Raw genomic sequence first — 25,050 nt, 5'->3', positions numbered from 1 at the left:
CCAAGGACCTAGACAATGCTGAAAATCCGTCTCGCCCGTGGCGGCGCCAAGAAGCGCCCCTACTACTCGATCGTCGTCGCCGACAGCCACTCGCCCCGCGACGGCCGCTTCATCGAGAAGGTGGGCTCCTACAACCCGCTGCTGAAGAAGGACGACCCGAACCGCGTCGTCCTGAAGGCCGAGCGCATCCAGGAATGGATGGCCAAGGGCGCCCAGCCGACCGACCGCGTGCAGCGCGAGCTGGCCAAGCAGGGCATCGGGACCTGGACCAACAGCAACAACCCGAAGAAGGGCCTCCCGGGCGAGAAGGCCAAGGAACGCGCCGAGGAGAAGGCCCAGAAGGAAGCCGATCGCGCCGCCGCCGCGGCCGAAGCCGCCGCCAACCCGCCGCCGCCGGCCGAAGAGCCCGCCGTGGAAGAGGCTCCGGCCGCCGAAGCCGCTCCGGCTGAAGAGGCCGCTCCGGCCGCCGAGGAAGCGACCGCCGAGGCCGCTCCGGCCGAAGAGGCCCCCGCCGCCGAGGAAGCCCCGGCCGCCGAGGCTCCCGCCGCCGAAGGCGAAGAGCAGGCGTCCTAAGGACACCCATCCTCCGCTCATTCCGGCGAAAGCCGGAACCCAAGCGGCGTTTCAGCTTGGGCCCCGGCTTTCGCCGGGGTGAGCGGCACAGGGTTCGCGGCCAATGGACAGAGCCAACCTCATCCTCGTGGGCCGGGTAGCGGGCGCGTTCGGCGTGAAGGGGGATGTGCGCATCACCGCCTTCACCGCCGACCCGATGTCGCTCGTCGAGTACCGCAGCCTGCTGCGCGAGGACGGCTCGCCGGGCCTGACCCTGTCCGGCGGCCGGCCCGACCAGAAGGGCGGTGTCATCGTGCGCGCCGCCGAGATCGAGACCCGAGAGCAGGCCGTGGCCCTGCGCGGGCTGAAGCTGTTCATCCCCCGCGACCTCCTCCCCGAGCCGGAGGAGGACGAGTTCTACGTCACCGACCTCATCGGCCTGACGGTGGAGACGCCTGAGGGCGAGGTGCTGGGCAAGGTCCGCACCGTCCACGACTTCGGCGCCGGCGACCTCCTGGAGGTCCAGCCGCCCGAGGGCGCGAGCTGGTGGCTGCCGTTCACGCGCGAGGCGGTGCCGGAAGTCCGCCTCGCCGAGGGCAAGGTGATCGGCGTGCGGCCGGAGGAGACGGAGTGACCTCGTCCCTCCCTTGATGGGGAGGGACAGACCGCGCAGCGGTCAGGGTGGGGCTGTCACGCTCGACGACGGACTCTCAGTCCAGCCCCCACTTCCCCACCCCGCTCGCCTTTGGCGAGTCGACCCTCTCCATCAAGGGAGGGAAATCGCTATTTCGGCTTGCGCATCCGCATCAGGCCTTCCTGGGCGCAGGACGCGACCAGGGCGCCGTCGGAGGCGCGGTAGATCTGGCCGAGGTTGAAGCCACGGCCGCCGGAGGCCGAGGGGCTCTCCTGGTGGTACAGGTGCCATTCGTTGAAGTCGGTCGGCCGGTGGAACCACATGGCGTGGTCCAGGCTCGCCGACTGGAAGCCCGGCGTGCGCCAGCTCACCCCGTGCGGCTTCACCCCCGTCCCCAGCAGGCTCATGTCCGAGGCGTAGGCCAGGATCACCTGCTGCATGCGGTCGTCGCCGCCGATCGGGTCGCGGGCCCGGAACCAGACCTGCTGGCGCGGCTCGCTCGGCCGCGGCGCGTGGTCCCAGCGGCCGCCCACGGTGCGCATCTCGATCGGCCGGGGCCGGTCGAGCCAGGCGCGGACCTGCGGCGGCGCGTCCTTCATCTGGGCCTTCTCGCGCTCCAGGTCGTCCTCGACCTCCTCCGGCGGCGGCGCCTCGGGCATGTCCGACTGGTGCTCGAACCCCTCCTCGGCCGCCTGGAAGGAGGCGGCGAGGTTGAAGATCTGCTTGCCGTGCTGCACGGCGATCACCCGCCGCGTCGTGAAGCTGCCGCCGTCGCGCGACCGGTCCACGTCGAAGACGATCGGCACGTTCGGATCGCCCGGGCGGATGAAGTAGCAGTGCAGGGAGTGGCAGACCCGGTCCTCGACCGTCTCATAGGCGGCGAGCAGCGACTGGGCGATCACCTGGCCGCCGTAGATGCGCTCGCGCGCCTCCTCCTCGGGCGTGATGCCGCGGAACAGGTTCACCTCGAGCCGCTCGAGCTGGAGCGTCTCGATCAGGGTCTGGGTGTCCATCGTGGTCCCGGCGATGCTGCAACTGCGAAGCCGATCCGCTTAAGCCGAAGCCTCCGGCGCGGCAAGGTCAGTAGTAGTCGGCGAGCCGCAGGAGGCGGCGGCTGCCGTCGGCGAGGGTCAGCGCCACGACGCGGCCCGCCGGACCGTTCGCCCAGCGGAACAGCGGGCTCTCGGCATAGTCGGGGGTGATCGGCTGGCCGTCCACGGCGGTGATCACCGTCTGCGGCCGCCAGCCCGCCGCCTCGGCCGGGCTGCCGCGGGCCACGTGGGTGACCCGCAGGTGGTCGCCCTCCACCGCCACGGACAGGCCCGCCCGGTTCTTGCGGAAGGCGGCCTCCGCCGCGCCGGGATAGGGCTGCAGCCACAGCCGGTCGCCCGCGAAGTCGATGGTCACGTGGAAGCGGCTGAGGAGCGCCAGGCCGACGTTGGCGGGCGCGGCGGCGACCAGGTCGGCCGTGGCCGAGGTGGGGACGCCCTGGAAGGTGACGCCGCCCACCGCGATGTCGTCCAGGCTCGTCACCGCGCTCTCCCGCGGGCCGTCGACGCCCACGGCCAGTTGGGTGGAGACCGGCCGGCCGGCGAGCAGGCCGCGGGCGTCGGCGTAGTCGCGGTCGACCAGCAGGGCGCCGGAGTTGCCGAGGTCGAGGACCGCCTCCACGGGCTGGCCGGCGATCACGATGGGCAGGCTGCGCAGGTTGCCCGAGGCGGTGAGCGGCAGCGACGCCACCGGCGGGGGGCGGAAGTCGTGGCGGGCGAGGAAGGCGATCTGGCGGGCCTGGAAGTCGATGTCGACCACGGCGCCGTCGAAGATGTCGCGGCCCAGGATCACCTGCACCGGCCGCGGCACCACCGCCTCGAGCACGCTCAGGTCCATCACCGCCACATTGCGGCGCGGCAGCAGGAGGCCGCCAAGCCGCAGGTCCGCGCGGGCCAGCCGCACGCCGTCGACGCGACCGGCCACGCCCTGGGCGCGCAGGCCCCGGCCGAGGCGGAGGCCCAGGCTGGCGGCGAACTCCGCGTCGATCACCGTCGAGCTCGCGCCGGAATCCAGCCAGGCCTCGGCGGGGCGGCCGTTGATGGCGATCGGGAACAGGATCTGCCGGTCCTGCAGGAACTCGAACCGTGTGGCGTGGGCCACCGTCGCCTGCGCCGGCTCCGGCGCCTGGGCCAGGGCGGGCGCCGGGGAGAGGACCAGGGCGAGGAGGAGAACGGCGAGGGCGCGCAGCATCGGGAGCGGGCTTAAACCGCGCGGCCGCGCTTGACGAGCCGCCCTGAAGCCGCGCTTCAAGGACGCATGTCCTTCGACGCCACCGTCCTGACCATGTTCCCCGAAGCCTTTCCGGGGCCGCTCGGCGTGTCGCTGATCGGCACGGCGTGGCGCGAGCACGGCCTGTGGACGCTGGAAACGGTGGACATCCGGGCCTTTTCCACAGATAAGCGCGGCTTCCTCGACGACACCCCCGCGGGTGGCGGTCCGGGACAGGTGATGCGGGCGGACGTGATCGCCTCCGCGCTGGACAGCGTGGAGCGGCGCGGGCGGCCGCTTTTGTACATGAGCGCCAGGGGCCGCCCCCTCACCCAGGCGCGCGTGAAGGAATGGGCCGCCGGGCCGGGACTGATCGTCCTCGCCGGACGGTTCGAGGGGGTGGACCAGCGGGTGCTCGACGCCCGCGGGTTCGAGGAGATCGCGGTCGGAGACGCGGTCCTCGCCGGCGGCGAGGCGGCGGCCCTGGTGGCGATCGAGGCGTGCGTACGGCTTGTCCCGGGTGTGTTGGGCCAGGCCGAGAGCTTGAGTGAAGAAAGCTTCGAGGACGGGCTCCTCGAGGGTCCGCAGTATACCAGGCCGCGGACGTTCGAAGGCCTCGACATCCCCGAGGTGCTGCTCAGCGGCAACCATGCGGCGATCCGCCGGTGGCGCCAGGAGCAGCGCGAGAAGACCACGCGGGAGCGGCGTCCGGACCTCTGGGCGAAGCTCTCCGCCAATCAACAGGCAAAGGGCGGGTAAAGCCCAGTAAGGACCAGACCGATGAACGTGATCGAACAACTCCGCAAGGAAGAGGCCGACCGCCTCCTCGCCGCCCGCAAGGTGCCCGTGTTCCAGCCGGGCGACACCGTCCGCGTGAACGTCCGCATCAAGGAAGGCGAGCGCGAGCGCGTCCAGGCCTACGAGGGCGTCTGCATCGCCCGCCAGGGCCAGGGCGTCGACGAGTCCTTCACCGTGCGCAAGATCTCCTTCGGCGAGGGCGTGGAGCGGGTGTTCCCGGTCCTGTCCCCGATGATCGAGTCGATCGAGGTGAAGCGCCGCGGCGTCGTCCGTCGCGCCAAGCTGTACTACCTGCGCGACCGTCGCGGGAAGTCGGCCCGGATCGCCGAGCGCCAGATGTCCCGCGCCGCGGCCGACGAGCCCAGCGAGACTCCGGAAGCCTAAGCGCTCCCGACACCACGGATTTCGAGCGGCGGCCGCAGCGATGCGGCCGCCGTTTTCGTATGCCGCCGGCCCGGTCAGGCCCGGCCGTCGCCGCCAGCTTGCAGGACACCCGCGACCGCGCCAAAAGCTTGGCCGTAGAATCCTGCGGGGGGTGGAATGTCGAACTTCGGATCGATCGGGGCGACGGCGCGCGCGCTGGCGCTGGGGCTGGGACTGACGGCCGCGGCGGCTGCGCCCGCGGGGGCGCAGGGCGCGGGGCCGACGGTCCCGATCGGCCAGGCCAAGGCCGCGCTCGAGGCGTCCGCCCAGCGCTACATGGCCGCCAGCAACAGCACGGGCGCGAAGCTCCGCGAGGTGGACAGCGTGCTCGTCGGGGCGGTGTCGATCACCCTGCCCGAGCCCGACCGCTGGCCGATGGGATCCCCGTACGACGCCAGCATCAAGATCATCGCCTGCCCCGGGGCCGGGCCGATCAACATGACCCTGCCGGTCGTCGCGATCCTCTGGATGGACAGTTACGAACCGCTGGGGGTGAAGGACTTCGGCGGGATCGCCGCCACCGGCGGCGCGGACGTGACCTCCCAGGCGCTGGCCCAGGCCCTGCAGTCCCCCGGCGGCGCGACCCTGGAGGGCCGGCTCCAGACGTTCCAGGTCCCCGTCCCCCTGCAGCTGAAGGAGGGCGAGGCGCGGATCCTCGCGCCGGTGGGCAACATCTACTGGCTGTCGCAGGACGGCGCGACCGTCGTCGCCCAGATCCGTCCCGCGACCGGCACGGCGACGACCCCCGGCCTGAACATTCCCGTGCCCGTGACCTTCGCCCGGGACGCTGCGGGCGCCGGGCCGGACTGGGTGACGGTGAGCGGCGCGGTCACGGGCGTCTACAAGAACGGCGGCGGCGTCGACGTCTACCCGTGGGACGCCAACGATCCCCAGCTGGTGGCGCGCTGCGCGGCCCAGAAGGCGGCGTCCAACGCCGTCGGCCTGCCCGGCGCCGCGCCCCCGAGGGCGCCCGCGACGCCGGGCGGCGGCCTCCGCCAGGCGCTCGGCTTGGCGCCCAACGCGCCGCTGCCGAAGCCCCTGACGCACATCCCCGCGACCCCCCGCTAGGCGTCGATCAGGCTCCCGCCACACCAGAATCCCGCCGACCTGTGTTCTTCCAGACCTAGCGCGCAAGGCCGAGCTTGCCTACGTACGCGGTCCGCTTCGGGGGAGGTGAGCATGGGACGGCTGCATCTGGACACCGCGGTGCGCCGCGACGGGGAGCGGCTGGTCGCCGACCTTTCGCGCGACTGGGAGATCTGGGGACCGAACGGCGGCTATGTCTCGGCCGTCGCCCTGCGGGCGGCCGGCGCCGTGGTCCCGGAGGGCCACCGCCCCGCGACGCTGAGCGTGCAGTACGTCGGCGTCGGCGGGTTCGGCGAGACCGAGTGCCGGGTGGTCCCGGTGAAGCAGGGCCGCAGCGCCTGGCTGCTGAACGTGGAGCTGGCGCAGGCGGGGAAGGTGTTCCTGCAGGCCCAGGTCTGGACCACCAGCCGCACCGATGGGCCGGTCACGGCCGAGGCGGTCATGCCCGAGGTCCCCGGACACGAGACCCTCCTCACCTTCGAGGAGCATGCGCGCCGCCACTACGGCGACCAGGCCCCGCCGCCGCACGTGTTCTGGAGCAATTTCGACGGCAAGCCGCTGAAGTGGCAGCCGTTCGACGGGCCGCGCCAGCCGGGTCCGGCGCAGCTTTCGGAGTGGTTCCGCTTCCGCGGCTTCCAGCCGGGGGACGACCCCTTCCTCGACTTCGGCCGGGCGGTGATCCTGCTCGATACCCTGATCTGGCCGACCCACCACCGCGGGCTGCCGGAGGCGCCGGACTACATCGCGCCCAGCCTCGACCTGACGGTGTGGTTCCACGATCCGCCGGGCGCGGCCGAGTGGCTGCTGGTGGACGGGGTGGCCGACACCGCCCGGGCGGGGCTAATCCACGGCCACAGCCGGCTGTGGACCGAGGACGGGCGCCTCGTGGCCACCGGCGGCTCGAACCTGCTGCACACGCCCAGGCGCTAACCCTGGGCGCAGACCTCGGCGAGCTCGGCGGCCAGGTGGTCGAACATCAGGCGCATGCGGCGGCTGCCCTTCAGGTTCTCGTGCATGCAGATCCAGACGTCGAGCTTGAACTGGAAGGTCCCGGGCAGGACCTGCACGAGGCCGTTGCGCCGCGCGATCTGGTGCTGGCAGACCCCGATGCCGAAACCGGCCTTCAGCGCGGCCAGCTGGGCGGCGTCGTTGTCGGTGCGGAGCGCGAAGAGGTCGCGGGTGATCGGCCGGCCGATGTCGATCCCGCCGGGCACCGAGGGCGGTCGGCTGTCGTAGCCGATCAGGGTGTGGCGCTCGAGGTCGTCGAGGCTCGACGGCGTCCCTGAGCGGGCGATGTAGTCGGGCGTGGCGTAGAAGCCGAAGGCCACCTCCCCCACCTTGCGGGCCACCAGGTTGTTCTGGGTCGGCCGCGCCATGCGCACGGCGATGTCGGCGTCGCGGCGCGAGAGGTCCTCGTTGCGGTTGGAGGTGACCAGCTCCACGTCGACGGCCGGATGCGCCTGGCGGAAGCGGGCGAGGACCACCGGCAGGACCTCGATGCTCATGATCTCCGAGGCGGTGACGCGGACCACGCCGCCCGCGCTGTCGGCGGCGCCCGAGGCGTCGCGCATGGCCGCGCCTGCGGCCGCGGCCATGTCCGCCAGGTGCGGCTTCAGCGAGAGCGCCAGGTCGGTAGGCTGGATGCCGCGCGGGCTGCGCAGGAACAGCGGGGCGCCGAGCTGGCGCTCCAGCTGGTCGATGTGGCGCCCCAGCGTCGGCTGGGTCAGCCGCCGCGACTTGGCCGCCGCCGACAGGCTGCCCGCCTCCAGCACGGCGTGCAGGCTCTGCAGAAGGTCCCAGTCGGCGTAGGAGGCCATGCGGCCATGAATAGCTCCATCCGTAGCCGGCGCGAAGCCGAGGCTGAGCAAGAAAATTGCTGCAACCGCACCGGCTATGCGGCGACGCAGCACTAGACGTGCGCGTATCCGCAGACCTACATGCGAGCCATGCCCGGCAAGACCCTTTACGACAAGATCTGGGACGCCCACGTCGTCGACCAAGTGGCCGGCGAGGAGGCGATCCTCTACATCGACCTGCACCTGATCCACGAGGTGACCACGCCGCAGGCCTTCGCCGGCCTCCGCGCCGAGGGCCGCAAGGTGCGCCGCCCCGACCGCACGCTGGCGGTGGCCGACCACAATGTGCCCACCGAGAACCAGGAGCTGGGCGTCGGCGCCGTCGCCGACGAGGAGGCCCGCCTGCAGCTGCAGACGCTGGCCCGCAACGTCGCCGACAACGGCATCGAATTCTTCCCGATGGGCGATCCGCGCAACGGCATCGTCCACGTGGTCGGGCCCGAGCAGGGCCGCACCCAGCCGGGGATGACCATCGTCTGCGGCGACAGCCACACCTCCACCCACGGCGCGTTCGGAGCGCTCGCCCACGGCATCGGCACGTCGGAGGTGGAGCATGTGCTGGCCACCCAGACCCTTCGCCAGAAGAAGGCCAAGAACTTCCGCGTCCGCATCGAGGGCGAAGCCGCGCCGGGCGTCGGCGCCAAGGACTTCGCGCTGGCGGTGATCGGCCAGATCGGCACCGCCGGCGGCACCGGCTATGTCATCGAGTACGCCGGCTCCGCGGTCCGCGGCCTCTCCATGGAAGGCCGCATGACGCTCTGCAACCTGACCATCGAGGCCGGCGCCCGGGCGGGGCTGGTGGCGCCGGACGAGACGACCTTCGACTACATGAAGGGCCGGCCGGCCGCGCCCAAGGGCGGCGCCTGGGAGATGGCGCTGGAATACTGGAAGACCTTCTTCACCGACGAGGACGCCGTCTTCGACCGCGAGATCGTGATCGACGCCGCGAAGATCGCCCCGCTGGTCACCTGGGGCACCAGCCCCGAGGACGTGATCGCGGTGACCGACCGGACGCCGGACCCCGCGTCCTTCGGCACGCCGGACAAGCGCGCGGCGGCCGAGCGGGCGCTCGACTACATGGGGCTTTCGGCCGGGCAGCCGATCACCGAGGCCAAGGTCGACGTGGTGTTCATCGGCTCGTGCACCAACAGCCGCATCGAGGACCTGCGCGCCGCCGCCCAGGTGGTGCAGCACGCCTTCGTCCACGGCCGCCTCGTGGCGCCGCACGTCCGCGCCATGGTGGTGCCGGGCTCGGGCCTGGTGAAGGAGCAGGCCGAGGCCGAGGGGCTGGACGCGATCTTCAAGGCCGCCGGCTTCGAATGGCGCGAGCCGGGTTGCTCCATGTGCCTGGGCATGAACCCCGACCGGCTGCAGCCGGGCGAGCGCTGCGCGTCCACGTCCAACCGCAACTTCGAGGGCCGCCAGGGCCGCGGCGGGCGAACCCACCTGATGAGCCCGCCCATGGCCGCCGCCGCCGCCATCGCCGGCCACATCGCCGACGTGCGGGATTTCCTCGGGTGATCACCGGCCTCGACCACGTCGCGGTCGCCGTCCGCGACTTCGACGCCGCGGTCGACGGCTATCGCCGGCTGTTCGCGCGCGAGCCGGAGCTGGAGCCGGGCGATGGCGCACGGCGGGCCTGGTTCCGCTTCCCCAACGCCGCCCTGGAGGTGATCAGCGCCGACGGAGCCGGCTTGGCCGGGGACCGGGTGCGCGCCCGGCTCGACGAGGCCGGCGAAGGGCTCTGGATCGTGTCGTTCGCGGTGGACGACCTGGCCGCCGCCACCCGCCTGCTGGAGCGCCGTGGGCTCGAGGTCGAGCCGGTCGCCGGCGTCACCCTCGTCCGCGCCGCCGGCCTGAGCTTCACCCTGCGCGAGGTGCGGGACCGGCCGCCCTCGCCAGCGACGGCGGAGGGTCCGGTGGACGCCCTGGATCACGTGGTCGTGCACACCGCCAACCCGGACCGGGCGCTGGCCGTCTTCGGCGCCAAGCTCGGCCTCGACCTGCGGCTCGACCGCGAGAACGCCCAATGGGGCGCGCGCCAGCTGTTCTTCCGCTGCGGCGGCGCGGTGGTGGAGGTGGGCGCCAGCCTGAAGGCGCCGGTCTCCGAGGCCCCCGACCGGTTCGGCGGGCTGGCTTGGCGCGTCGCCGACCCCGCGGCCGCCCGGGCCCGCATGGCCGCCGCCGGCTTCGACGTCTCGGAGCTGCGCAAGGGCCGCAAGCCCGGCACCCAGGTCTTCACCGTCCGCGACGCCCCCGGCGGCGTCCCGACCCTCATGATCCAGCCGTCCGCCGCCCTGGAGAGCGCCTGATGCAAGCCTTCACCCGACTGGACGCCAAGGCCGCGCCGCTGCCGCTGGCCAACATCGACACCGACCAGATCATCCCCAAGCAGTTCCTGAAGACCGTGGAGCGCGAGGGGCTTGGCCGGGGGCTGTTCTACGACTTCCGCTTCGACGAGCAGGGCCGCGAGAAGCCCGACTTCGTGCTGAACCGCCCGGAGTACCGGGGCGCGGGCGTGCTGGTCACCGGCGACAACTTCGGCTGCGGCTCGAGCCGCGAGCACGCGCCGTGGGCGCTGATGGACTTCGGGATCCGCTGCGTGGTCTCCACCAGCTTCGCGGACATCTTCTACAACAACTGCTTCCAGAACGGCCTCTTGCCCGTGGTGCTGAAGGCCGACGAGGTGCAGCAGCTGATGGACGAGGCGCGCGGCGGCAACCACGTGGTCAGCGTCGACCTGGAGACCCAGACGGTCACCTCGCCATCGGGCGCCAGCTTCCGCTTCGAGATCGACCCGCAGCGCAAGGAGAAGATGCTGAAGGGCCTCGATGCGATCGGCGAGACCCTGCAGAAGGCCGCCGCCATCGACGTCTTCGAGATGAAGCGCGCGCTCGCCCAGCCCTGGACGGAGGGCGCATGACCGTCCTGATCGGCGGCACGTTCCGCCTGCCGCCCGAGGCCGTGGAGCGGTTCCGGCCGCACATGGAGACCATGCTGGGCAAGAGCCGCGCCGAGGACGGCTGCCTCACCTATTCCTACGCCTTCGATGTGCTGGAGCCCGGCCTGGTGCGGGTGTTCGAGGCCTGGCGCGACCAGGCGGCGCTGGACGCCCATTTCGCCACCGCCCACCTGGCCGCATGGCGGGCCGCCGGCGTCGAGCACGGGGTCTCCGACCGCCGGCTCAGCATCTACGAGGTCGCCGCCGAGCGCCCCCTCTGAAGGGAGCGCCCGGCGGCGGGCATCCCCCGCCTTAGCGGCGCTCGTCCTCGGTCTTCACTTCGGCGCCCACGCCGCCGCTGGCGGTCGCGCCCGCGGACGCGCCGGTCGTGTCGCCGGCGCCGGCCGCGCCGCTCGCGCTGCCGGAAGCGCCGGCGCTCGCGCCCGACGGGCTGGCCGTGGCCGAGCCGGCCGCGTCGAGAGAGCCGGAGGCCGAGGCGCCGGACGTCGTGGCCTCGTCAGCCGCCGAGCCGGCCGCCTGGGTGGCCGTGCCGGCCGCGTCGCGGGCGGCCCCGGTGGTCTCCGCCGCCTTGGTCTTCGCCTTGTCCTTGGCGGACTTGGCGGCGCCACGGGCGGTCTGGGTGGTGTCCTGGGCGATCCGGGTCGAGCCGCGGACCGTGGAGTCGACCGTACCGGTCACGCCACTGGTCACGCCCCCGAGGGCTCCCGTCGTGGCGCCGATCTGGCCGCCCACCTGGCCGCCGCCGCCCAGGCTGACCTGGGCCGCCGCAGGCGCGGCAAGCGCCAGACCGCCCGCCAGGGCCACGATTGCGGTAAGGGTTCGCGTCATGAGTAATCCTCCGTTCGGCGACCGTCTCCCTTGGTCGCCCAGTGGTCCCCACCGACTGCGCCGTGAGACTTGACCACGAGTTGGGGCGACAAAACGGCCTCGCCGTGGCCCCGGCGAGGCCGCTACGGGCTTTGCGCGCCGGCCCTCTTCGCCTAGGAGGTCGCCACCGCACGACCAACCAAGCTCCGGGGGACCCATCGTGACCGACCTGCTTCTCCTGCCCGGCGACGGCATCGGGCCCGAAGTGACGGCCGAGGTCCGCAAGGTGGCCGCGGCGCTCGCGCCGGAGCTCGCCATCGACGAGCGGCCGTTCGGCGGCAAGAGCTACGACCTGGCCGGCGTTCCACTGACCGACGAGACCCTGGCTGCCGCGAGGTCGGCGCGCGCCGTGCTGATGGGCGCGGTGGGCGGGCCGAAGTGGGCCAGCGTCCCGCGTGACAAGCGCCCGGAGGCGGGGCTGCTGGCCCTGCGCGCCGGCATGGGCGTGTTCGCCAACCTGCGGCCCGCGCTCTGCTTCCAGCCGCTGGCCGACGCCTCCTCTCTGAAGCGGGAGGTGGTGGAGGGGCTCGACTTCATGATCGTGCGCGAGCTGACCGGCGGCATCTATTTCGGCGAGCCGCGCTACATCGAGGACCTGCCGGGGGGCGGGAAGCGCGCCGTGGACACCCAGGTCTACACCACCGCCGAGATCGAGCGGGTGGCCCGGGTCGCCTTCGAGCTGGCGCGGGGCCGGCGCAACAAGGTCACCAGCGCCGAGAAGTCCAACGTGATGGATTCCGGCCTGCTGTGGCGCGAGGTCGTCACCGACCTGCACAGGCGCGAGTTCAGCGACGTCGCCCTGGAACACATCCTGGCCGACAACGCGGCCATGCAGATCGTCAAGAACCCCAAGCAGTTCGACGTCATGGTCACCGACAACCTGTTCGGCGACATCCTGTCGGACGCCGCGGCCCAGCTCACCGGCTCGCTCGGCATGCTGCCGTCGGCCGCCCTGGGCGCGCCGGGGACGCCGGGGCTCTACGAGCCGATCCACGGCTCGGCGCCGGACATCGCGGGCCAGGGGATCGCCAACCCGCTGGCGGCGATCCTCTCCTTCGAGATGGCGCTGCGCTGGTCGCTGGAGCGCACCGACCTCGCCGACCGGCTGTTCGCCGCCGTGAACCGGGCGCTGGAAGGGGGCGCGCGCACGCCGGACCTTGGCGGTAAGCTGTCGACGGCGCAGATGGGCGACGCGGTGGTCGCGGCCCTCTAGCCGCCGAACGGACGGGGGAGGCCATGGCCCACTGGCTGGTGAAGTCGGAGCCCAACACCTACAGCTTCGAGGATCTGCGGCGCGACGGCCGCACCGTCTGGGACGGCGTGCGCAACAACGCCGCGGCCCTGCACCTGAAGGCCATGAAGACCGGCGACGAGGTGCTGTTCTACCACTCGCAGGAAGGCCTGGCGGTCGTCGGCGTCGCGCGGGTGTCGAAGGAAGCCTTCCCCGACGCCAGCGACCCGTCGGGCCGCTTCGTGGCGGTCGAGCTGGAGCCTGTCCGGCCGCTGAAGGCGCCGGTGAGCCTTGGGCAGATGAAGGCCGAGCCGCCGCTCGCCGAGATGGCCATGGTCCGCCAGTCGCGCCTGTCGGTCTCGCCGGTCACCGACGCGGAGTGGGCCGCGATCCTGCGGATGGCGGGGGACTAGGTCCCGCCCCGGAGCCTACAGCCGCAGCCGCCAGCGTTCGCTGATCAGGCCCAGGCCGCCGAAGTCCTGGTTGGGCCAGCTCTCCTCCAGCTCGAAGCCGGCCGCCTCGTAGATCCGGCGGGCGGCGGTGAGCACGCTCTGGGTCCACAGGGTGATCTCGCGGTAGCCGACGTCCCGGGCGCGGGCGACGCAGGCGTCCACCAGCCGCCGGCCGAGGCCCAGGCCGCGCGCGGCGGGATCGACCAGCAGCAGGCGCAGCTTGGCGGTGGTCTCGTCCTGCTTCTCCAGGAAGACGCAGCCGACGTTGGTCCCCGCCCGCTCCGCGATCCAGCTGCCCTCCCAGTCGGGATCGAAATTCTCCACCAGGTCGGCGGCGATGCGCGCGACCAGGGCCTCGAAGCGGTGGTCCCAGCCGTACTCGCGGCCGTAGATCAGCCCGTGCGCCTGGGTGACCCAGCCGATGTCGCCGAGGCGGTGCGGCCGCAGGATGCAGCCGGGCGGCTCGGCCGGGGCGTGGAGCAGCCGCTCCACCTCGCCCAGGGCGCCGGTCAGCCGCGCCTGCTCCCGGGCGCCCAAGGGCGAGATCAGGCCCTCCACCTGGGCGATGGTGCGGCGGTGCAGCTCGGCGTAGGCGGTGCGCCCCGGCCCGGTGATCCGCAGCACCACGCTGCGGCCGTCCCGGGCGGAGGGCTCCCGGGCGACCAGGCCCTCGCGCTCGAAGCGCTTGACGATCCGGCTGAGATAGCCGGCGTCGAGGCCGGTGGCGGCGATCACCTCGGTGGGGGTGACGCCGTCGGCGCTGGCGATCTCGTAGAGCACGCGGGATTCGGCCAGGGTGTAGGGGCCGCCCAGGTGGCCCCGGTCCAGCACCCCGATGGCGCGGGTGTAGAAGCGGTTGAACCGGCGGACGGCGGCGATCGTGGCGGCGGTGTCGGCGCTCTCGGACATGGCGAAGCCTCCCTCCCCTCATGGAACGGCGGTTACTTGACGGAGTCAACTATCCTGGCGGGGCGGGCGTGAGGTTCGCCGGCTAATCGTTGCGGCGGAAAGGCTCCGTTAACCGCGTCGGGCAAGCATGATCGGCGGAAGCTTAGCCGTAGCAGCCGACGGACCTTCGAACCCATGGCGCTCGATCCCGCCTCACGGTCCCGCTACAACCTCGAGGACGCTTCCGTCCTGCTCCTGGACGACACGACCATGGGGATGGCGATCCTCGTGCAGATCGTCACCGGCCTCGGCGCCAAGAAGCTGTACCGCTGCACCACCGTGGAGATGGCCCAGCAGGTCGCCCTGAAGCACGAGATCGACCTGGCCATCGTCGACGGCATGGCCCCGTCGGGCATGGGCTACGACTTCGTCAAGTGGATGCGGACGAGCTGCCAGGAGCCGAACTGCTACACCCCGGTGATCATCACCACCGCCCACACCCCGGCCACCGACGTGGTCCGCGCCCGCGACTGCGGCGGGCACATCATCGTCAAGAAGCCCTTCGCCCCGATCGTCATGCTGGAGCGCATCATCTGGGTGGCCAAGGAGGGCCGGCCGTTCCTGTTCTCCGGCGACTATGTGGGTCCCGACCGCCGGTTCCGCGACGAGGGGCCTCCCGGCGGGGCCGGCCGCCGGCGCGAGGACCAGTCCGCCAACGCCGTCCTGGTCGACGCCGAGCCGGATGCGCAACTCCAGCCCAGGCTCGCGTCATGACCAACGTCCGGTTCGTCTTCCCCAAGCCCAGGCTCGCCAAGCTGCTGAAGATGCCCGGCGGCGTGCCGGTGGCCGAGGCGCTGGAGCGGGCGCAGGCGAACCTCGACACCATCCGCCCCACCTGCCTCGCCGAGCTGCAGGCGCTCCTGGAGCTCACCGAGGCGCGGTTCGAGGCCATGGGCCAGGCGTTCGACGACCAGCAGCTGGCCGACCTCTACGCCGTGGCGGTGCGCGGCATCGGCGGCGGCGAGGTCTGCCGGGCGCCGGCGGTGGACCTGGCGCTGACCAGCCTCTGCGACCTCTTGGACCACCTGCGCACGGCCCGCCGCTACGACCGCGAGGCCATCGCCGTGCACGTGCGCGCCTGGCGCATGCTGATGGCCATGGGCGAGCAGCCCGGCGCCGCGGCGGTCATCGACGGCCTGCGCAAGGTCAGCGCCCGCTACGCGGCCTAGGGGTTTTCGATCGTCATCTGGGTCTGGACGACCAGGGCCAGGAGCTTGCCCTCCGGCGCGGTGATGCGCGTCTGCCAGACGCTGGAGCGGCGGCCCACGTGCAGGGGCGTCGCCTCCCCGAACACCTCCGTGCCCACCCGCGCGGAGCCCAGGAAATTGGTCTTGGATTCCAGGGTCGTGGTCCGCGCGCCGGGCGGCAGGTTCATGAAGCCGGCGATGGCCCCGAGCGCATCGGCGAAGGCCATGTAGGCGCCGCCGTGCAGGATGCCGCCGGCCGTGCAGAGGTCCTCGCGCACCACCAGCCGGCCGCGCACCCGGTCCTTCGACCGCTCCAGGATCTCCACGCCCATCAGGTTGGCGAACGGCATCCCAGTCTCGGTGGCTTCGGACATGGCGCGGCTCCTTTCGGCCCAGCTGACCCGCGGAAACCGCCCCGGGTCAATTCCCTCCCGCGTCATGGGCGGCAAGACCCGGCCTGCACGACAAATCCACGGAACGCCAACTTGCGGGCCGGGCCCCCGCGCGCCATCTGTCGCAGGGGCGGGGCCGCCAGCCGATCTGGGCCGGCTGTGAGTTCTGCTCGCCTTGCGTCGGAGGCTCCCGAGGGGTACGGGAACCCTCCCCAGTATCAGGAGAATTGCGATGGGTTACCGGGTGGCCGTTGTCGGCGCCACGGGCAATGTGGGCCGCGAGATGCTGAACATCCTCGAGGAAGTGAACTTCCCCGTGGAGAAAATTCACGCGATCGCGTCGCGCAAATCCATCGGCGTCGAAGTCTCGTTCGGCAATCAGATCATCAAGTGCGAGGACGTCGAGCAGTTCGACTTCTCGAGCGTCGATCTCGTGCTGATGAGCGTCTCCGGCTCGTTCTCGAAGGAGTGGGCCCCGAAGATCGGCGCCGCCGGCCCCATCGTCATCGACAATTCGTCGGCCTGGCGGATGGACCCGGACGTGCCGCTGATCGTGCCGGAGGTGAACCCGGACGACGTGTCCTTCGCCGACCGCAAGAACATCATCGCCAACCCGAACTGCTCGACGGCCCAGCTGGTCGTGGCCCTGAAGCCGCTGCACGAGCGCTTCCGGATCAAGCGCGCGGTGGTCTCGACCTACCAGTCGGTCTCCGGCGCGGGCAAGGAAGGCATGGACGAGCTGTTCGACCAGACGAAGAACGTCTTCGTCCTGGGCGCGACGCCGCCGAACAAGTTCCCCAAGCAGATCGCGTTCAACGTCATCCCCTTCATCGGCTCGTTCCGTGACGACGGCTACACCGACGAGGAGGCCAAGATGTGGAACGAGACCCACAAGATGATCGACCCGGAGATCAAGCTCACGGTCACCTGCGTGCGCGTGCCGGTGATGGTCGGCCACTCCGAGAGCGTGAACCTGGAGTTCCACGATCCGGTGGACGAGGACGAGGCCCGCGACCTGCTGCGCGAGAGCCCCGGCCTGATCGTCATCGATAAGCGGGACGACAAGGGCTACATGACGCCCAAGGAGGCCCAGGGCGAGTTCCCGGTCTTCGTGTCGCGCATCCGCCGCGACCCGACCGTGGAGAACGGCCTGAACCTCTGGGTCGTGGCCGACAACCTGCGCAAGGGCGCGGCGCTCAACGCGGTGCAGATCGCCGAGCTCCTCCACGAACGCGGCCTGATCCGCCAGAAGGCGCTGGCCTAAGCGATGTCCTCACCGTCGACGCCGGGTGGGGAAGCCCGCCTGGCGCTGACGGCGGGTATCGCCTGCTACCTCATCTGGGGCTTCGTGCCGCTGGCCATGCAGGCCATCGGCGCGCTGGGCGTGGGCGCGGCCGAGATCCTCGTCCACCGCATCGTCTGGAGCGTGCCCACCGCGCTCGTCTTCGTCCTGGCCGCGCGCCAGGGCCGGCAGGTGCTGGACGTGCTGCGCCGGCCGAAGGTGCTGGGCTGGCTGGCGCTGTCCTCGGTGCTCATCGCCATCAACTGGATCGTGTTCATCTGGGCGGTGAACTCGGGGCGGCTGCTCGAGACCTCGCTCGGGTATTACATCAACCCGCTGGTCAACATGGCGGCCGGGGCGCTGCTGTTCCGCGAGCGGATCGACCGGATCGGCAAGGCGGCCATGGCGCTGGCCGCCGTGGGCGTGGTCGTCCAGGCCGTGGCGCTCGGCCACCTGCCCTGGGTCTCGCTGGCGCTCGCCCTGTCGTTCGGCGGCTACGGCGTGGTGCGCAAGCAGGTGGCGGCCGACGCCCAGACGGGCCTGTTCGTGGAATGCCTGCTGCTGGGCCTGCCGAGCCTCGCCTTCATCGCCTGGCTGCAGGCGCAGGGGACCGGCCATTTCGCCGACAGCACGGCCACCGTCGCCTGGCTGATCGCAGCAGGGCCGATCACCGCCATCCCGCTGGTGCTGTTCGCCTGGGCGGCGCGCCGGATGCCGCTGTCGGCGATGGGCTTCCTGCAGTTCATGGCGCCGACCATCAGCTTCATGATCGGCCTGATGCAGGGCGAGCCGTTCACGCCGCTCAGGGCGCTCTCCTTCGGCTTCATCTGGGGCGGGGCGGCGGTGTTCTGCTACGGCGCCTGGCGCCGGACCCGCTCGGTGGCCATGGCCGAGAAGGTGATCGCCGAGGCGCCCGCGCAGGGCTGAAGCCCCTGGTCAGAGCGCCGCGTAGGCCGCCTCGATCAGCCGCTTGGGGCGGAGATCGCCCATCAGGGCGACGCCCTGCTTGTTCATGGCGTAGGCGCCGCCGAGCTTCCGTTCCGGGTCGGCGAAGGCGCAGGAGCCCCCCCAGCCCGAGTGGCCGAAGGTCTGGTTCCCAGGCCCCCAGGGGTGCTCGGTCTCGTTGCGCATGAAGCCGGCGCCCCAGCTCATCACGAAGGGCAGGACGAGGTCCTGGCCGCGGATGCGCTCCCGGGCCGCTTCGGCGATCAGGGCCGGGGAGAGGATCTGTTCGCCGTCGAGCCAGCCGTCGTTGGCGAGCGCGCCCATCAGCCGGGCCAGGGCCTCGGCGGTGGCGTGGCCGTTGGTTGAGGGGATCGGCAGCGCCCGCCACTCCGCCTGCGGCTTGCCGGCCGCCGCGGACCACGGGGTGAGGAAGGCGGCGCGGGTGGGTTCGTTGACCTCGCCGAAGTCCGGCAGGGCGTTCGGCCGCTGCAGCTCGGCGATGCGGCCGAACTCCGACTCCGGCACGCCTATCCAGAGGTCGAGGCCGAACGGGGCGGCGATATCCTCGCGGAGCGCCTGGCCCATGGTGCGGCCGTCCACGCGCCGGAAGATCTCGCCCACGATGTAGCCGACGGTGATCGGATGGTAGCCGCTGGCGGTCCCCGGCGGCCACAGGGGGGTCATGGCGGCGAGCTTCGTGCAGATCGCGTCCCAGTCGAACCAGGTGACCGGGTCCATCTCGTCCGGGAAGCCGGAGAGGCCGGCCTGGTGCGAGATCGCCTGCTCGACGGTGACGGCGTCCTTCCCGGCCTGGCCGAACTCAGTCCAGACGCTGGCGACGGTCTGGCGGTAGTCGAGCTTCCCCTGGTCCACCAGCCGGGCGATCAGCAGGGAGGCCATGGCCTTCGTGGTGGAGAAGACCGGGACCAGGGTGCGTTCGTCGAAGGCTCGCGTCCCCTTTCGGTCGGCCGAGCCCGCCCAGAGGTCCAGCACCGTCTCGCCGGCCTCCACCAGGGTGAACCGCGCGCCGAGCTCGTCGCCCGCGGCGAAGTTGGCGGCGAAGGCGTCCCTGACGGCGGCGAAGCGGGCGGGCGCGAAGCCGTTGATCTCAATCATTCGTCGGGCCTCGGGTCTGACAGGCCTCTATAGCCGCCGCGGGTCCCCGGCGCACAGGGCTGTATCTAGAAGAACGCGGGTCTGTTAACGCTGGCGGGAAGCGGGGGAACCACCATGAACAGACACCAATACCGCGCAACGGCCCTGGCCGTTGCGGCGGTCGCGCTCGCGACCGCGACCTCTCAGGCCGCCCAGGCGCAGCCGCAGACCGTCCAGCAATGCCAAGCCGTCTGGCGGCAGAACATGAACAGCGGCCTCGCCGCGCTGGATCAGACAATCGGGGTGCAGAACGGGATCGGCGCCAAGCTGGACGCGAACAACTGCAGGGACCCCGCCCAGGCGATGACGATGGCCTGCCTGCACCTTTCCGAGGCGTCCTTGCTGGCGCTGGGCAACATCCGGATGGCCACCAGCCTGCTGGGCTTCTCGTCCATGGCGTACAACTACTGCCCCCAGGCGGTCGCCGACGCTGCGGCCAAGGCGGAGGCCTGCGTTGGCTTGAGGCAGGCCTATGACGGCTTCAAGAGGGCGGCTGAGGTGTCCTGGGCCCCGTCCACCTGGGTGTCGGGCGGCGAGGAGATCGCGGCCATGAAGAAGACCCGGAACGAGATGGTGGCTATGGGTTGCCCCAACATTCCCTAGGGCTGTCTACGCGGTGGGCCGTTCGCCGAAGCCGGCGCTGCCGTCGTCCTGCGCCGCGGACCGGGTCACGGCGCTGACCCGGGCGCTGGGCGGGCCCTTGGCGCAGGCGGCGGCCAGTTCGTCGAGCGCCTCGGGATCGCCGATCGCCAGGAGCTCCACCGAGCCGTCGGCGCGGTTGCGCACCCAGCCGGCCAGGCCGATCTCACGCGCGGCCGTCACCGCCCACCAGCGGTAGCCCACGCCCTGCACGCGGCCCTCGATCCGGAAGCTTTCGGCGCGACGCATCAGAGGGTCTCTATACGCACCTCGGCGGTCGGGCGCACGAGCCGGTCGCCGAGGGCCACGATCGGCAGCTCCGGCGAATTCCAGGCGTCGCCGGCCTTGACGGTCTCCGCCGCCGCCCGGGACGCGCGCTCGGCGGCGTCCAGGGGGCTCAGGCCCTGCACCAGCCCCGCCCCGAAGCTGGCGGCCACGAGGTCGCCGGTGCCGTTGGGGGCGCGCTCGAGCCGGCCGTGGGTGAAGAGCGTGGCGGCCTCGCCGTCGACCAGCAGCAGGCCGATGCGGTCGGGCCCCGCCGGGACCGAGGTCACCAGCGCGCGGGCCCCCAGCTCGCGCACGGCGGCCGCGGCGTCGGCGGCGTCGGCCACATGCCGACCCACGAGGTGCGACAGCTCCCAGACGTTCGGCGTGATCCAGTCGGCCAGCGGCACGAGGCGCCTGGCCACCGCCTCGGCGACCGCCGGCGTCACATAGAGGCCCTTGGGCTCGTCGCCCATGATCGGGTCGACCACCACCGTCGGCCGGCCGGCGTAGGCCTTGCCGCGGGTGGCGGCGCGCACGCGCTCCAGCACCCCGGCGGCGATCTCCACCTGCTCGGGCAGGGAGAAGTGGCCGGTGATGACGAGGTCCACGAGGCCGAACAGGGCGTCGGCCTCGATGTCGCCGAGCATCCGGCGGAACACCTCGGGCGAGGTCACCTCGCCGGTCGCGCCTTTCGCCGGGCTGCGGCCGAACATGACGGTGGGCGCCAGCACCGGATCGATCCTGTGGCCCGCCAGCACGTACTGCTGCGCCGCCCCGCCGATCCGCGAGGCGGCCACGAAGGACGACATGATCAGCGCCAGCGGCATGGCGGAGGTTTAGCGGAGGTTCCCGGGAGCAACCACCCTTCTCACCCGCGGCGGGAGCGCCGCCGCTCGCCCAGGACGAAGAAGGGCCCCGCAGCTTTCGCCGCGAGGCCCTGGTCCACCTGGAGAGATGGAAACCTAGTACCGGTAGTGGTCCGGCTTGAACGGGCCCTGCGGGGTCACGCCGATGTAGTCGGCCTGTTCCTTGGAGAGGGTGGTCAGCTTGGCGCCGAGCTTCTCGAGGTGGAGCATGGCCACCTTCTCGTCGAGGTGCTTGGGCAGGGTGTAGACCTTGGTCTCGTACTTCGCGCCGTTCTGCCACAGCTCGATCTGGGCGAGCGTCTGGTTGGTGAAGGACGCCGACATGACGAAGGACGGGTGGCCGGTGGCGTTGCCGAGGTTCACCAGGCGGCCTTCCGACAGCACGATGATCTTCTTGCCGTCCGGGAACTCCACGTGGTGGACCTGGTCCTTGATCTTGTCCCACTTGAAGTTCCGCAGGCCGGCGATCTGGATCTCGGAATCGAAGTGGCCGATGTTGCAGACGATGGCGTTGTTCTTCATCCGCCGCATGTGGTCGACGGTGAGCACGTCCTTGTTGCCGGTGGCGGTGACGAAGATGTCGGCCTTGTCGGCCACGTCGTCCATGGTCTGGACCTCATAGCCCTCCATGGCCGCCTGCAGGGCGCAGATCGGGTCGATCTCGGTGACGATCACGCGGGCGCCGCCGTTGCGCAGCGAGGCCGCCGAGCCCTTGCCCACGTCGCCGTAGCCCAGGACCACCGCCACCTTGCCCGCCAGCATCACGTCGGTGCCGCGGCGGATGGCGTCCACCAGGCTCTCGCGGCAGCCGTAGAGGTTGTCGAACTTCGACTTGGTGACGCTGTCGTTGACGTTGATCGCCGGGAACGGCAGCTCGCCGCGCTCGGCCATCTGGTAGAGGCGGTGCACGCCCGTGGTGGTCTCTTCGGAGACGCCCTTGCAGGCGTCGCGGATGGCCGAATAGAAGCCGGGCTTCTCCTTCAGGTACCGCTTCATGACGGTGAAGAGGGCTTCCTCCTCCTCGTTCTGCGGGTTGTTCAGGACGCTCGGGTCCTTCTCGGCCTTGGGGCCGAGCACGCACAGCAGGGTGGCGTCGCCGCCGTCGTCGAGGATCAGGTTCGGGTAGCCGCCGTCGTGCCACTCGAAGATCTTGTGGGCGTACTCCCAGTACTCGATCAGGGTCTCGCCCTTGATGGCGAACACCGGCGTGCCCTTCACGGCGATGGCCGCGGCGGCGTGGTCCTGGGTGGAGAAGATATTGCACGAGGCCCAGCGGACCTCCGCGCCCAGGGCCTGCAGGGTCTCGATCAGGACGCCGGTCTGGATCGTCATGTGCAGGGAGCCCGCGATGCGGGCGCCCTTCAGCGGCTGGTCCTTGCCGAACTCGGCGCGCACGGCCATCAGGCCGGGCATCTCGGTTTCGGCGATGTCGAGTTCCTTGCGGCCCCATTCGGCCAGCGAGATGTCCTTCACGACGTAGTCGGTCATGGGGTCTTCAAGTCCTGATGCGGGATTTCGGGTTTGCCGCTCTATACCGGCGGACGCCGCCAGCCGCAACCATCATATAAAGATTTCTTTATATCCCTACCGCCAGAAGCGGTCGACCTTGGCGAGGCGCCTGAGCGCCCGGTCCGCCGCCTCGATGCGGCGGGGCTTCTCGCAGGCCTGCACCCCGATCAGCTCGCCGGCCGCCACCGCGGCGTCCTGCGCGAGGGTGAGGCGGGCCACGAGCGGCTCGGCGACGGCGAGGTCGTTCAGCGCGCCCAGCTCCTCCTGCAGGTCCTTCAGCGCCCGCAGGAACCGCCCCGTGGCCTTGTCCGGATAGAGGCTGGCGAAGGCCTCGCCGGTATAGCGGAGCTTCTTGGCCTCGAGCCGCGTGTCGTGGCGGGCGGTGTCGTCCGCGTGCTTCAGGTCCCGGCCGCGCTTCAGCAGCTTGCGGCGCCGCGCTTCCAGCGCCTCGTCGGCGAAGGTGCGGGCCGGGGTCCCGCGCAGCGCCGCGCGCGCCGGGTCGGACAGCCAGGCGCCGGTCTCCAGCCAGGCTGTGACGTCGATCATCAGGGTGCGGAACCGGGCCGAGGCCACGGCCTCGGCGGCGGCGGCGGAGGCCCGGCCGCGGGCGGCCTGGACGGCCTCCTGGAGGGCGGGCAGACCGGCCGGCGGCGGATCCATGCCGCGCGCCGTGTCGCCCATCCGCTGGGCGAAGACGTCGAGGTCGCGGGCGTCGTTGCAGGCGTGCGCCAGCCAGCGCAGCTCGGCCCGGATCGAGTCCGAGGTGTCGTCGCGGACCACCGGCGCGAAGGTGGAGAGCGCGCTCCTCAGCCGCCGGACGGCCACCCGCAGCTGGTGGACGGCCTCGGGATCGGGGCTCTCGCGCAGGACCACGGCGTTGGCGGCGATCTGGCCCAGCGCATTGCGGGCCACGGCCTGGAAGGCCGCGGCGGTGGAGGCGTCGGACGCCAGCTCCACCCGCTCCTTGCGCCGCGCCTGCAACGGGGCGCCGGCCACCAGGGCCTGGCCGCGGGAGGCCTTGCCGTCGAAGGAGAGGTAGAGGGGGGCGGCCTCGCCCAGCTCCCGGGCCAGCTCGAACAGCGCCTCCGGCCGGCCCGACTTCAGCTCCAGCTCCACCTCGCTGATCGGCGAGGCGCGCTGCCCGCCGCGCACCTCCCCCTGGTCGAGCGCCAGCTCGATCTCGGCCTCGTGGTAGCGCACCAGCCGCTGGCGACGGGTGACGTGGACGTTGAACGCCGGCTTCAGCGCATCGGCGCCGCCGTCCGGCAGCAGCTCGCGCAAGGGACCTAGGTCCGGGGTCGGACGGTCGCCCTCGACCGGCTCCTCGTGCTCCTCCCGGGCGAGGCCGTCACCGCGCTTCAGGGTCTGCACCTTGCGGCCCTTGCTCTCGCGGACACGCAGAGAGACGCCGGCCTTCTGCAGCGCCAGGTCGGGGGTGTCGAAATAGACGCTGATCAGCTCGCGGGTGTCGTCATCGCCGGCCGGCGCCGCGGCCAGCACGGAGCCGAGGTCCTCGGGCGCACACAGGAACTTCAGCTCGATCTCGTGAGACCCGCTCATCGGCGCGCTCTCCGTTGTCCCCCAGCGCGCCTAGCACTTTCGGCGGCGGCGAACATGCGCGGGATCAACATTGGATGAAATTTGATCGGCTTGCCCCGCGCGCGACGCCGCGCTCTAAGCGCCGGGCCCCCCAAGATCCGAGGAGCCGCCCCGCGATGAACGCCCCCTTCCGTCCCGCCGACCCCGCGCAGCCCCGCCACGACTGGACGCTGGACGAGGTGGAGGCTCTATTCGACCTGCCGTTCACGGAGCTGGTGTTCCGCGCCGCGGAGGTCCACCGGCGCTGGTTCGACCCCACCGAGTTGCAGATCAGCCAGCTGCTCTCCGTGAAGACCGGCGGGTGCCCGGAGAACTGCGGCTACTGCGCCCAGTCTCAGCACTTCAAGACCGGCCTTGCCGCCTCCAAGCTGATGGACGCGCAGACGGTGATCGACGCCGCCCGCGAGGCGAGGGATGGCGGCGCCCAGCGCTTCTGCATGGGCGCGGCCTGGCGCGACCTGAAGGACCGCGACCTGCCGAAGGTCGCCGCGATGATCAGCGGGGTGAAGGCGCTCGGCCTGGAGACCTGCGCGACGCTCGGCATGCTAACGCCGGAGCAGGCCAAGGCCCTGAAGACCGCCGGCCTCGACTACTACAACCACAACCTCGACACCGGCCCCGACTACTACGACCAGGTGGTCACCACCCGCACCTACCAGGACCGGCTCGACACGCTCGCCGCCGTGCGCGACGCCGGCATGGCCACCTGCTGCGGCGGGATCGTCGGCATGGGCGAGACGCGGCGCGACCGCGCGGGCCTGCTGCACCAGCTGGCCATCCTGCCGGCCCATCCCGACAGCCTGCCGGTCAACGACCTGATGCCGATCCCCGGCACGCCGCTGGCCGGCTCCGAGGCGGTGGACCCGCTGGAGTTCGTGCGGATGATCGCCGTCGCCCGCCTGGTCTGCCCGAAGTCCATGGTGCGCATCGCCGCCGGGCGCGAGCACATGACGAAGGAGCTGCAGGCGCTGTGCTTCCTGGCCGGCGCCAACTCGATCTTCGTGGGCGGCCGCCTGCTGACCACCGCCAATCCGGACAAGGATTCCGACGCCGCCCTGCTGGCCGACCTGAAGATGCGGCCGATGTCGCCGAAGGTGTCGGAGCCGGCCTAGCTTAACCGTCCTAGGGACCCTATCTCGGG

29 protein-coding genes are annotated in these 25,050 nt (G+C 71.6%); 18 read left to right on the top strand and 11 right to left on the bottom strand.

The window, feature by feature from the left end; genetic code table 11:
- The first annotated feature begins 15 nt into the window (after window positions 1–15).
- Together rpsP and rimM are read left to right on the top strand one after the other, a co-directional pair.
- A complete protein-coding gene (rpsP, locus tag VM685_RS07145; protein WP_325459430.1) occupies window positions 16–573 on the top strand; it encodes a 30S ribosomal protein S16 in 558 nt (185 codons plus the stop codon).
- Between the two features lie 103 nt (window positions 574–676).
- Window positions 677–1,186, top strand: a complete 510-nt coding sequence (rimM, locus tag VM685_RS07140) for a ribosome maturation factor RimM (RefSeq protein ID WP_325459429.1) — start codon at window positions 677–679, stop codon at window positions 1,184–1,186.
- A 149-nt stretch (window positions 1,187–1,335) separates the two neighbouring features.
- Here rimM and VM685_RS07135 read toward each other — a convergent pair whose 3' ends face one another.
- Both VM685_RS07135 and VM685_RS07130 read right to left on the bottom strand, forming a co-directional pair.
- Complete coding sequence (locus VM685_RS07135) at window positions 1,336–2,199, bottom strand: acyl-CoA thioesterase II (RefSeq protein WP_325459428.1); 864 nt, start codon at window positions 2,197–2,199, stop codon at window positions 1,336–1,338.
- Between the two features lie 67 nt (window positions 2,200–2,266).
- Window positions 2,267–3,427: a pepsin/retropepsin-like aspartic protease family protein gene (locus VM685_RS07130; RefSeq protein ID WP_325459427.1), complete on the bottom strand. Its 1,161-nt coding sequence runs from the start codon at window positions 3,425–3,427 to the stop codon at window positions 2,267–2,269.
- Window positions 3,428–3,493: 66 nt separating this feature from the next.
- On the opposite strand from VM685_RS07130, the gene trmD reads away from it, so the two are divergent.
- The 4 genes from trmD to VM685_RS07110 all read left to right on the top strand — a co-directional run bounded on the left by trmD (window position 3,494) and on the right by VM685_RS07110 (window position 6,682).
- Window positions 3,494–4,204, top strand: a complete 711-nt coding sequence (gene trmD / locus VM685_RS07125; protein ID WP_325459426.1) for a tRNA (guanosine(37)-N1)-methyltransferase TrmD — start codon at window positions 3,494–3,496, stop codon at window positions 4,202–4,204.
- Window positions 4,205–4,225: 21 nt separating this feature from the next.
- Window positions 4,226–4,627, top strand: a complete 402-nt coding sequence (gene rplS / locus VM685_RS07120) for a 50S ribosomal protein L19 (protein WP_325459425.1) — start codon at window positions 4,226–4,228, stop codon at window positions 4,625–4,627.
- A gap of 156 nt (window positions 4,628–4,783) precedes the next feature.
- Complete coding sequence (locus VM685_RS07115; protein ID WP_325459424.1) at window positions 4,784–5,734, top strand: hypothetical protein; 951 nt, start codon at window positions 4,784–4,786, stop codon at window positions 5,732–5,734.
- A 111-nt stretch (window positions 5,735–5,845) separates the two neighbouring features.
- On the top strand, window positions 5,846–6,682 hold the full coding sequence (locus VM685_RS07110; RefSeq protein ID WP_325459423.1) for a thioesterase family protein: 837 nt from the start codon (window positions 5,846–5,848) through the stop codon (window positions 6,680–6,682).
- Here VM685_RS07110 and VM685_RS07105 read toward each other — a convergent pair.
- Window positions 6,679–7,569, bottom strand: coding sequence for a LysR family transcriptional regulator (locus tag VM685_RS07105; protein ID WP_325459422.1), 891 nt, complete (start codon window positions 7,567–7,569; stop codon window positions 6,679–6,681). The two genes, VM685_RS07110 and VM685_RS07105, sit on opposite strands and share 4 nt — an antisense overlap.
- 129 nt (window positions 7,570–7,698) lie before the next feature.
- Between VM685_RS07105 and leuC the strand changes: the two genes are divergently transcribed.
- Genes leuC through VM685_RS07085 form a run of 4 tightly spaced genes read left to right on the top strand, consistent with a single transcriptional unit; the run spans window position 7,699 to window position 10,830 of the window.
- A complete protein-coding gene (gene leuC, locus VM685_RS07100; RefSeq protein ID WP_325459421.1) occupies window positions 7,699–9,129 on the top strand; it encodes a 3-isopropylmalate dehydratase large subunit in 1,431 nt (476 codons plus the stop codon).
- Window positions 9,126–9,920: a VOC family protein gene (locus VM685_RS07095; protein WP_325459420.1), complete on the top strand. Its 795-nt coding sequence runs from the start codon at window positions 9,126–9,128 to the stop codon at window positions 9,918–9,920. Before leuC ends, VM685_RS07095 begins: the two co-directional genes overlap by 4 nt.
- On the top strand, window positions 9,920–10,531 hold the full coding sequence (gene leuD, locus VM685_RS07090) for a 3-isopropylmalate dehydratase small subunit (RefSeq protein WP_325459419.1): 612 nt from the start codon (window positions 9,920–9,922) through the stop codon (window positions 10,529–10,531). The genes VM685_RS07095 and leuD overlap by 1 nt, the downstream gene beginning before the upstream one ends.
- Window positions 10,528–10,830 carry a putative quinol monooxygenase gene (locus VM685_RS07085; protein ID WP_325459418.1) on the top strand — a complete coding sequence of 101 codons (303 nt, stop codon included), beginning with the start codon at window positions 10,528–10,530 and terminating at the stop codon, window positions 10,828–10,830. The genes leuD and VM685_RS07085 overlap by 4 nt, the downstream gene beginning before the upstream one ends.
- A 31-nt stretch (window positions 10,831–10,861) precedes the next feature.
- On the opposite strand, the gene VM685_RS07080 is transcribed toward VM685_RS07085, so the two are convergent.
- Complete coding sequence (locus VM685_RS07080) at window positions 10,862–11,398, bottom strand: hypothetical protein (RefSeq protein ID WP_325459417.1); 537 nt, start codon at window positions 11,396–11,398, stop codon at window positions 10,862–10,864.
- A 199-nt stretch (window positions 11,399–11,597) separates the two neighbouring features.
- On the opposite strand from VM685_RS07080, the gene leuB reads away from it, so the two are divergent.
- Together leuB and VM685_RS07070 are read left to right on the top strand one after the other, a co-directional pair.
- Window positions 11,598–12,650 (top strand): 3-isopropylmalate dehydrogenase, encoded by a 1,053-nt coding sequence (leuB, locus tag VM685_RS07075; protein WP_325459416.1) that lies wholly within the window; start codon window positions 11,598–11,600, stop codon window positions 12,648–12,650.
- A 23-nt stretch (window positions 12,651–12,673) separates the two neighbouring features.
- A complete protein-coding gene (locus VM685_RS07070) occupies window positions 12,674–13,081 on the top strand; it encodes an EVE domain-containing protein (RefSeq protein WP_325459415.1) in 408 nt (135 codons plus the stop codon).
- Between the two features lie 15 nt (window positions 13,082–13,096).
- Here the strand turns inward: VM685_RS07070 and VM685_RS07065 are convergent, their stop codons facing one another.
- Window positions 13,097–14,029: a helix-turn-helix domain-containing GNAT family N-acetyltransferase gene (locus tag VM685_RS07065; protein WP_325459414.1), complete on the bottom strand. Its 933-nt coding sequence runs from the start codon at window positions 14,027–14,029 to the stop codon at window positions 13,097–13,099.
- Window positions 14,030–14,203: 174 nt separating this feature from the next.
- Between VM685_RS07065 and VM685_RS07060 the strand changes: the two genes are divergently transcribed.
- Both VM685_RS07060 and VM685_RS07055 read left to right on the top strand, forming a co-directional pair.
- Window positions 14,204–14,782, top strand: a complete 579-nt coding sequence (locus VM685_RS07060; RefSeq protein WP_325459413.1) for a response regulator — start codon at window positions 14,204–14,206, stop codon at window positions 14,780–14,782.
- A complete protein-coding gene (locus tag VM685_RS07055; protein ID WP_325459412.1) occupies window positions 14,779–15,237 on the top strand; it encodes a hypothetical protein in 459 nt (152 codons plus the stop codon). The genes VM685_RS07060 and VM685_RS07055 overlap by 4 nt, the downstream gene beginning before the upstream one ends.
- On the opposite strand, the gene VM685_RS07050 is transcribed toward VM685_RS07055, so the two are convergent.
- The gene (locus VM685_RS07050; RefSeq protein ID WP_325459411.1) at window positions 15,234–15,629 is read right to left on the bottom strand and encodes a PaaI family thioesterase; all 396 of its coding nucleotides are present in this window, start codon (window positions 15,627–15,629) and stop codon (window positions 15,234–15,236) included. The genes VM685_RS07055 and VM685_RS07050 overlap by 4 nt on opposite strands.
- Window positions 15,630–15,879: 250 nt before the next feature.
- Here VM685_RS07050 and VM685_RS07045 point away from each other — a divergent pair, with 250 nt between their 5' ends.
- Window positions 15,880–16,911, top strand: a complete 1,032-nt coding sequence (locus VM685_RS07045; protein ID WP_325459410.1) for an aspartate-semialdehyde dehydrogenase — start codon at window positions 15,880–15,882, stop codon at window positions 16,909–16,911.
- Between the two features lie 3 nt (window positions 16,912–16,914).
- Complete coding sequence (rarD, locus tag VM685_RS07040) at window positions 16,915–17,856, top strand: EamA family transporter RarD (RefSeq protein ID WP_325459409.1); 942 nt, start codon at window positions 16,915–16,917, stop codon at window positions 17,854–17,856.
- A 9-nt stretch (window positions 17,857–17,865) separates the two neighbouring features.
- On the opposite strand, the gene VM685_RS07035 is transcribed toward rarD, so the two are convergent.
- Window positions 17,866–18,990 (bottom strand): serine hydrolase domain-containing protein, encoded by a 1,125-nt coding sequence (locus tag VM685_RS07035; RefSeq protein WP_325459408.1) that lies wholly within the window; start codon window positions 18,988–18,990, stop codon window positions 17,866–17,868.
- Window positions 18,991–19,104: 114 nt separating this feature from the next.
- Between VM685_RS07035 and VM685_RS07030 the strand changes: the two genes are divergently transcribed.
- Window positions 19,105–19,632 carry a hypothetical protein gene (locus VM685_RS07030; RefSeq protein WP_325459407.1) on the top strand — a complete coding sequence of 176 codons (528 nt, stop codon included), beginning with the start codon at window positions 19,105–19,107 and terminating at the stop codon, window positions 19,630–19,632.
- 6 nt (window positions 19,633–19,638) lie between these two features.
- Here the strand turns inward: VM685_RS07030 and VM685_RS07025 are convergent, their stop codons facing one another.
- The 4 genes from VM685_RS07025 to VM685_RS07010 all read right to left on the bottom strand — a co-directional run bounded on the left by VM685_RS07025 (window position 19,639) and on the right by VM685_RS07010 (window position 23,870).
- The gene (locus VM685_RS07025) at window positions 19,639–19,917 is read right to left on the bottom strand and encodes an acylphosphatase (protein ID WP_325459406.1); all 279 of its coding nucleotides are present in this window, start codon (window positions 19,915–19,917) and stop codon (window positions 19,639–19,641) included.
- Window positions 19,917–20,762 (bottom strand): PfkB family carbohydrate kinase, encoded by an 846-nt coding sequence (locus VM685_RS07020; protein WP_325459405.1) that lies wholly within the window; start codon window positions 20,760–20,762, stop codon window positions 19,917–19,919. Before VM685_RS07020 ends, VM685_RS07025 begins: the two co-directional genes overlap by 1 nt.
- A 135-nt stretch (window positions 20,763–20,897) precedes the next feature.
- Entirely contained in the window at window positions 20,898–22,289 is a 1,392-nt protein-coding gene (gene ahcY, locus VM685_RS07015) for an adenosylhomocysteinase (protein ID WP_325459404.1), read from the bottom strand.
- A 96-nt stretch (window positions 22,290–22,385) separates the two neighbouring features.
- Window positions 22,386–23,870 carry a CHAD domain-containing protein gene (locus tag VM685_RS07010; protein ID WP_325459403.1) on the bottom strand — a complete coding sequence of 495 codons (1,485 nt, stop codon included), beginning with the start codon at window positions 23,868–23,870 and terminating at the stop codon, window positions 22,386–22,388.
- Window positions 23,871–24,025: 155 nt separating this feature from the next.
- Between VM685_RS07010 and bioB the strand changes: the two genes are divergently transcribed.
- A complete protein-coding gene (bioB, locus tag VM685_RS07005; RefSeq protein WP_325459402.1) occupies window positions 24,026–25,021 on the top strand; it encodes a biotin synthase BioB in 996 nt (331 codons plus the stop codon).
- The last annotated feature ends 29 nt before the right edge of the window (window positions 25,022–25,050 follow it).

It is taken from the genome of Phenylobacterium sp., assembly GCF_035539035.1.
In the GTDB taxonomy this organism is placed as follows: Bacteria; Pseudomonadota; Alphaproteobacteria; order Caulobacterales; family Caulobacteraceae; genus Phenylobacterium.
This window is presented reverse-complemented; position numbering and strand designations above follow the sequence as displayed.

Bases quoted from the DNA above. Each gene is read 5' to 3' on its own strand.
- VM685_RS07035 (WP_325459408.1), bottom strand. From the start codon at position 18,990: ATGATTGAGATCAACGGCTTCGCGCCCGCCCGCTTCGCCGCCGTCAGG.
- leuC (WP_325459421.1), top strand. From the start codon at position 7,699: ATGCCCGGCAAGACCCTTTACGACAAGATCTGGGACGCCCACGTCGTC.
- VM685_RS07050 (WP_325459411.1), bottom strand. From the start codon at position 15,629: ATGTCCGAAGCCACCGAGACTGGGATGCCGTTCGCCAACCTGATGGGC.
- VM685_RS07025 (WP_325459406.1), bottom strand. From the start codon at position 19,917: ATGCGTCGCGCCGAAAGCTTCCGGATCGAGGGCCGCGTGCAGGGCGTG.
- VM685_RS07115 (WP_325459424.1), top strand. From the start codon at position 4,784: ATGTCGAACTTCGGATCGATCGGGGCGACGGCGCGCGCGCTGGCGCTG.
- VM685_RS07070 (WP_325459415.1), top strand. From the start codon at position 12,674: ATGGCCCACTGGCTGGTGAAGTCGGAGCCCAACACCTACAGCTTCGAG.
- rplS (WP_325459425.1), top strand. From the start codon at position 4,226: ATGAACGTGATCGAACAACTCCGCAAGGAAGAGGCCGACCGCCTCCTC.
- bioB (WP_325459402.1), top strand. From the start codon at position 24,026: ATGAACGCCCCCTTCCGTCCCGCCGACCCCGCGCAGCCCCGCCACGAC.
- VM685_RS07065 (WP_325459414.1), bottom strand. From the start codon at position 14,029: ATGTCCGAGAGCGCCGACACCGCCGCCACGATCGCCGCCGTCCGCCGG.
- rarD (WP_325459409.1), top strand. From the start codon at position 16,915: ATGTCCTCACCGTCGACGCCGGGTGGGGAAGCCCGCCTGGCGCTGACG.
- rimM (WP_325459429.1), top strand. From the start codon at position 677: ATGGACAGAGCCAACCTCATCCTCGTGGGCCGGGTAGCGGGCGCGTTC.
- VM685_RS07110 (WP_325459423.1), top strand. From the start codon at position 5,846: ATGGGACGGCTGCATCTGGACACCGCGGTGCGCCGCGACGGGGAGCGG.
- leuD (WP_325459419.1), top strand. From the start codon at position 9,920: ATGCAAGCCTTCACCCGACTGGACGCCAAGGCCGCGCCGCTGCCGCTG.
- VM685_RS07060 (WP_325459413.1), top strand. From the start codon at position 14,204: ATGGCGCTCGATCCCGCCTCACGGTCCCGCTACAACCTCGAGGACGCT.
- VM685_RS07030 (WP_325459407.1), top strand. From the start codon at position 19,105: ATGAACAGACACCAATACCGCGCAACGGCCCTGGCCGTTGCGGCGGTC.
- VM685_RS07045 (WP_325459410.1), top strand. From the start codon at position 15,880: ATGGGTTACCGGGTGGCCGTTGTCGGCGCCACGGGCAATGTGGGCCGC.
- VM685_RS07080 (WP_325459417.1), bottom strand. From the start codon at position 11,398: ATGACGCGAACCCTTACCGCAATCGTGGCCCTGGCGGGCGGTCTGGCG.
- VM685_RS07135 (WP_325459428.1), bottom strand. From the start codon at position 2,199: ATGGACACCCAGACCCTGATCGAGACGCTCCAGCTCGAGCGGCTCGAG.
- rpsP (WP_325459430.1), top strand. From the start codon at position 16: ATGCTGAAAATCCGTCTCGCCCGTGGCGGCGCCAAGAAGCGCCCCTAC.
- VM685_RS07085 (WP_325459418.1), top strand. From the start codon at position 10,528: ATGACCGTCCTGATCGGCGGCACGTTCCGCCTGCCGCCCGAGGCCGTG.
- trmD (WP_325459426.1), top strand. From the start codon at position 3,494: ATGTCCTTCGACGCCACCGTCCTGACCATGTTCCCCGAAGCCTTTCCG.
- VM685_RS07010 (WP_325459403.1), bottom strand. From the start codon at position 23,870: ATGAGCGGGTCTCACGAGATCGAGCTGAAGTTCCTGTGTGCGCCCGAG.
- VM685_RS07130 (WP_325459427.1), bottom strand. From the start codon at position 3,427: ATGCTGCGCGCCCTCGCCGTTCTCCTCCTCGCCCTGGTCCTCTCCCCG.
- VM685_RS07055 (WP_325459412.1), top strand. From the start codon at position 14,779: ATGACCAACGTCCGGTTCGTCTTCCCCAAGCCCAGGCTCGCCAAGCTG.
- ahcY (WP_325459404.1), bottom strand. From the start codon at position 22,289: ATGACCGACTACGTCGTGAAGGACATCTCGCTGGCCGAATGGGGCCGC.
- VM685_RS07020 (WP_325459405.1), bottom strand. From the start codon at position 20,762: ATGCCGCTGGCGCTGATCATGTCGTCCTTCGTGGCCGCCTCGCGGATC.
- VM685_RS07105 (WP_325459422.1), bottom strand. From the start codon at position 7,569: ATGGCCTCCTACGCCGACTGGGACCTTCTGCAGAGCCTGCACGCCGTG.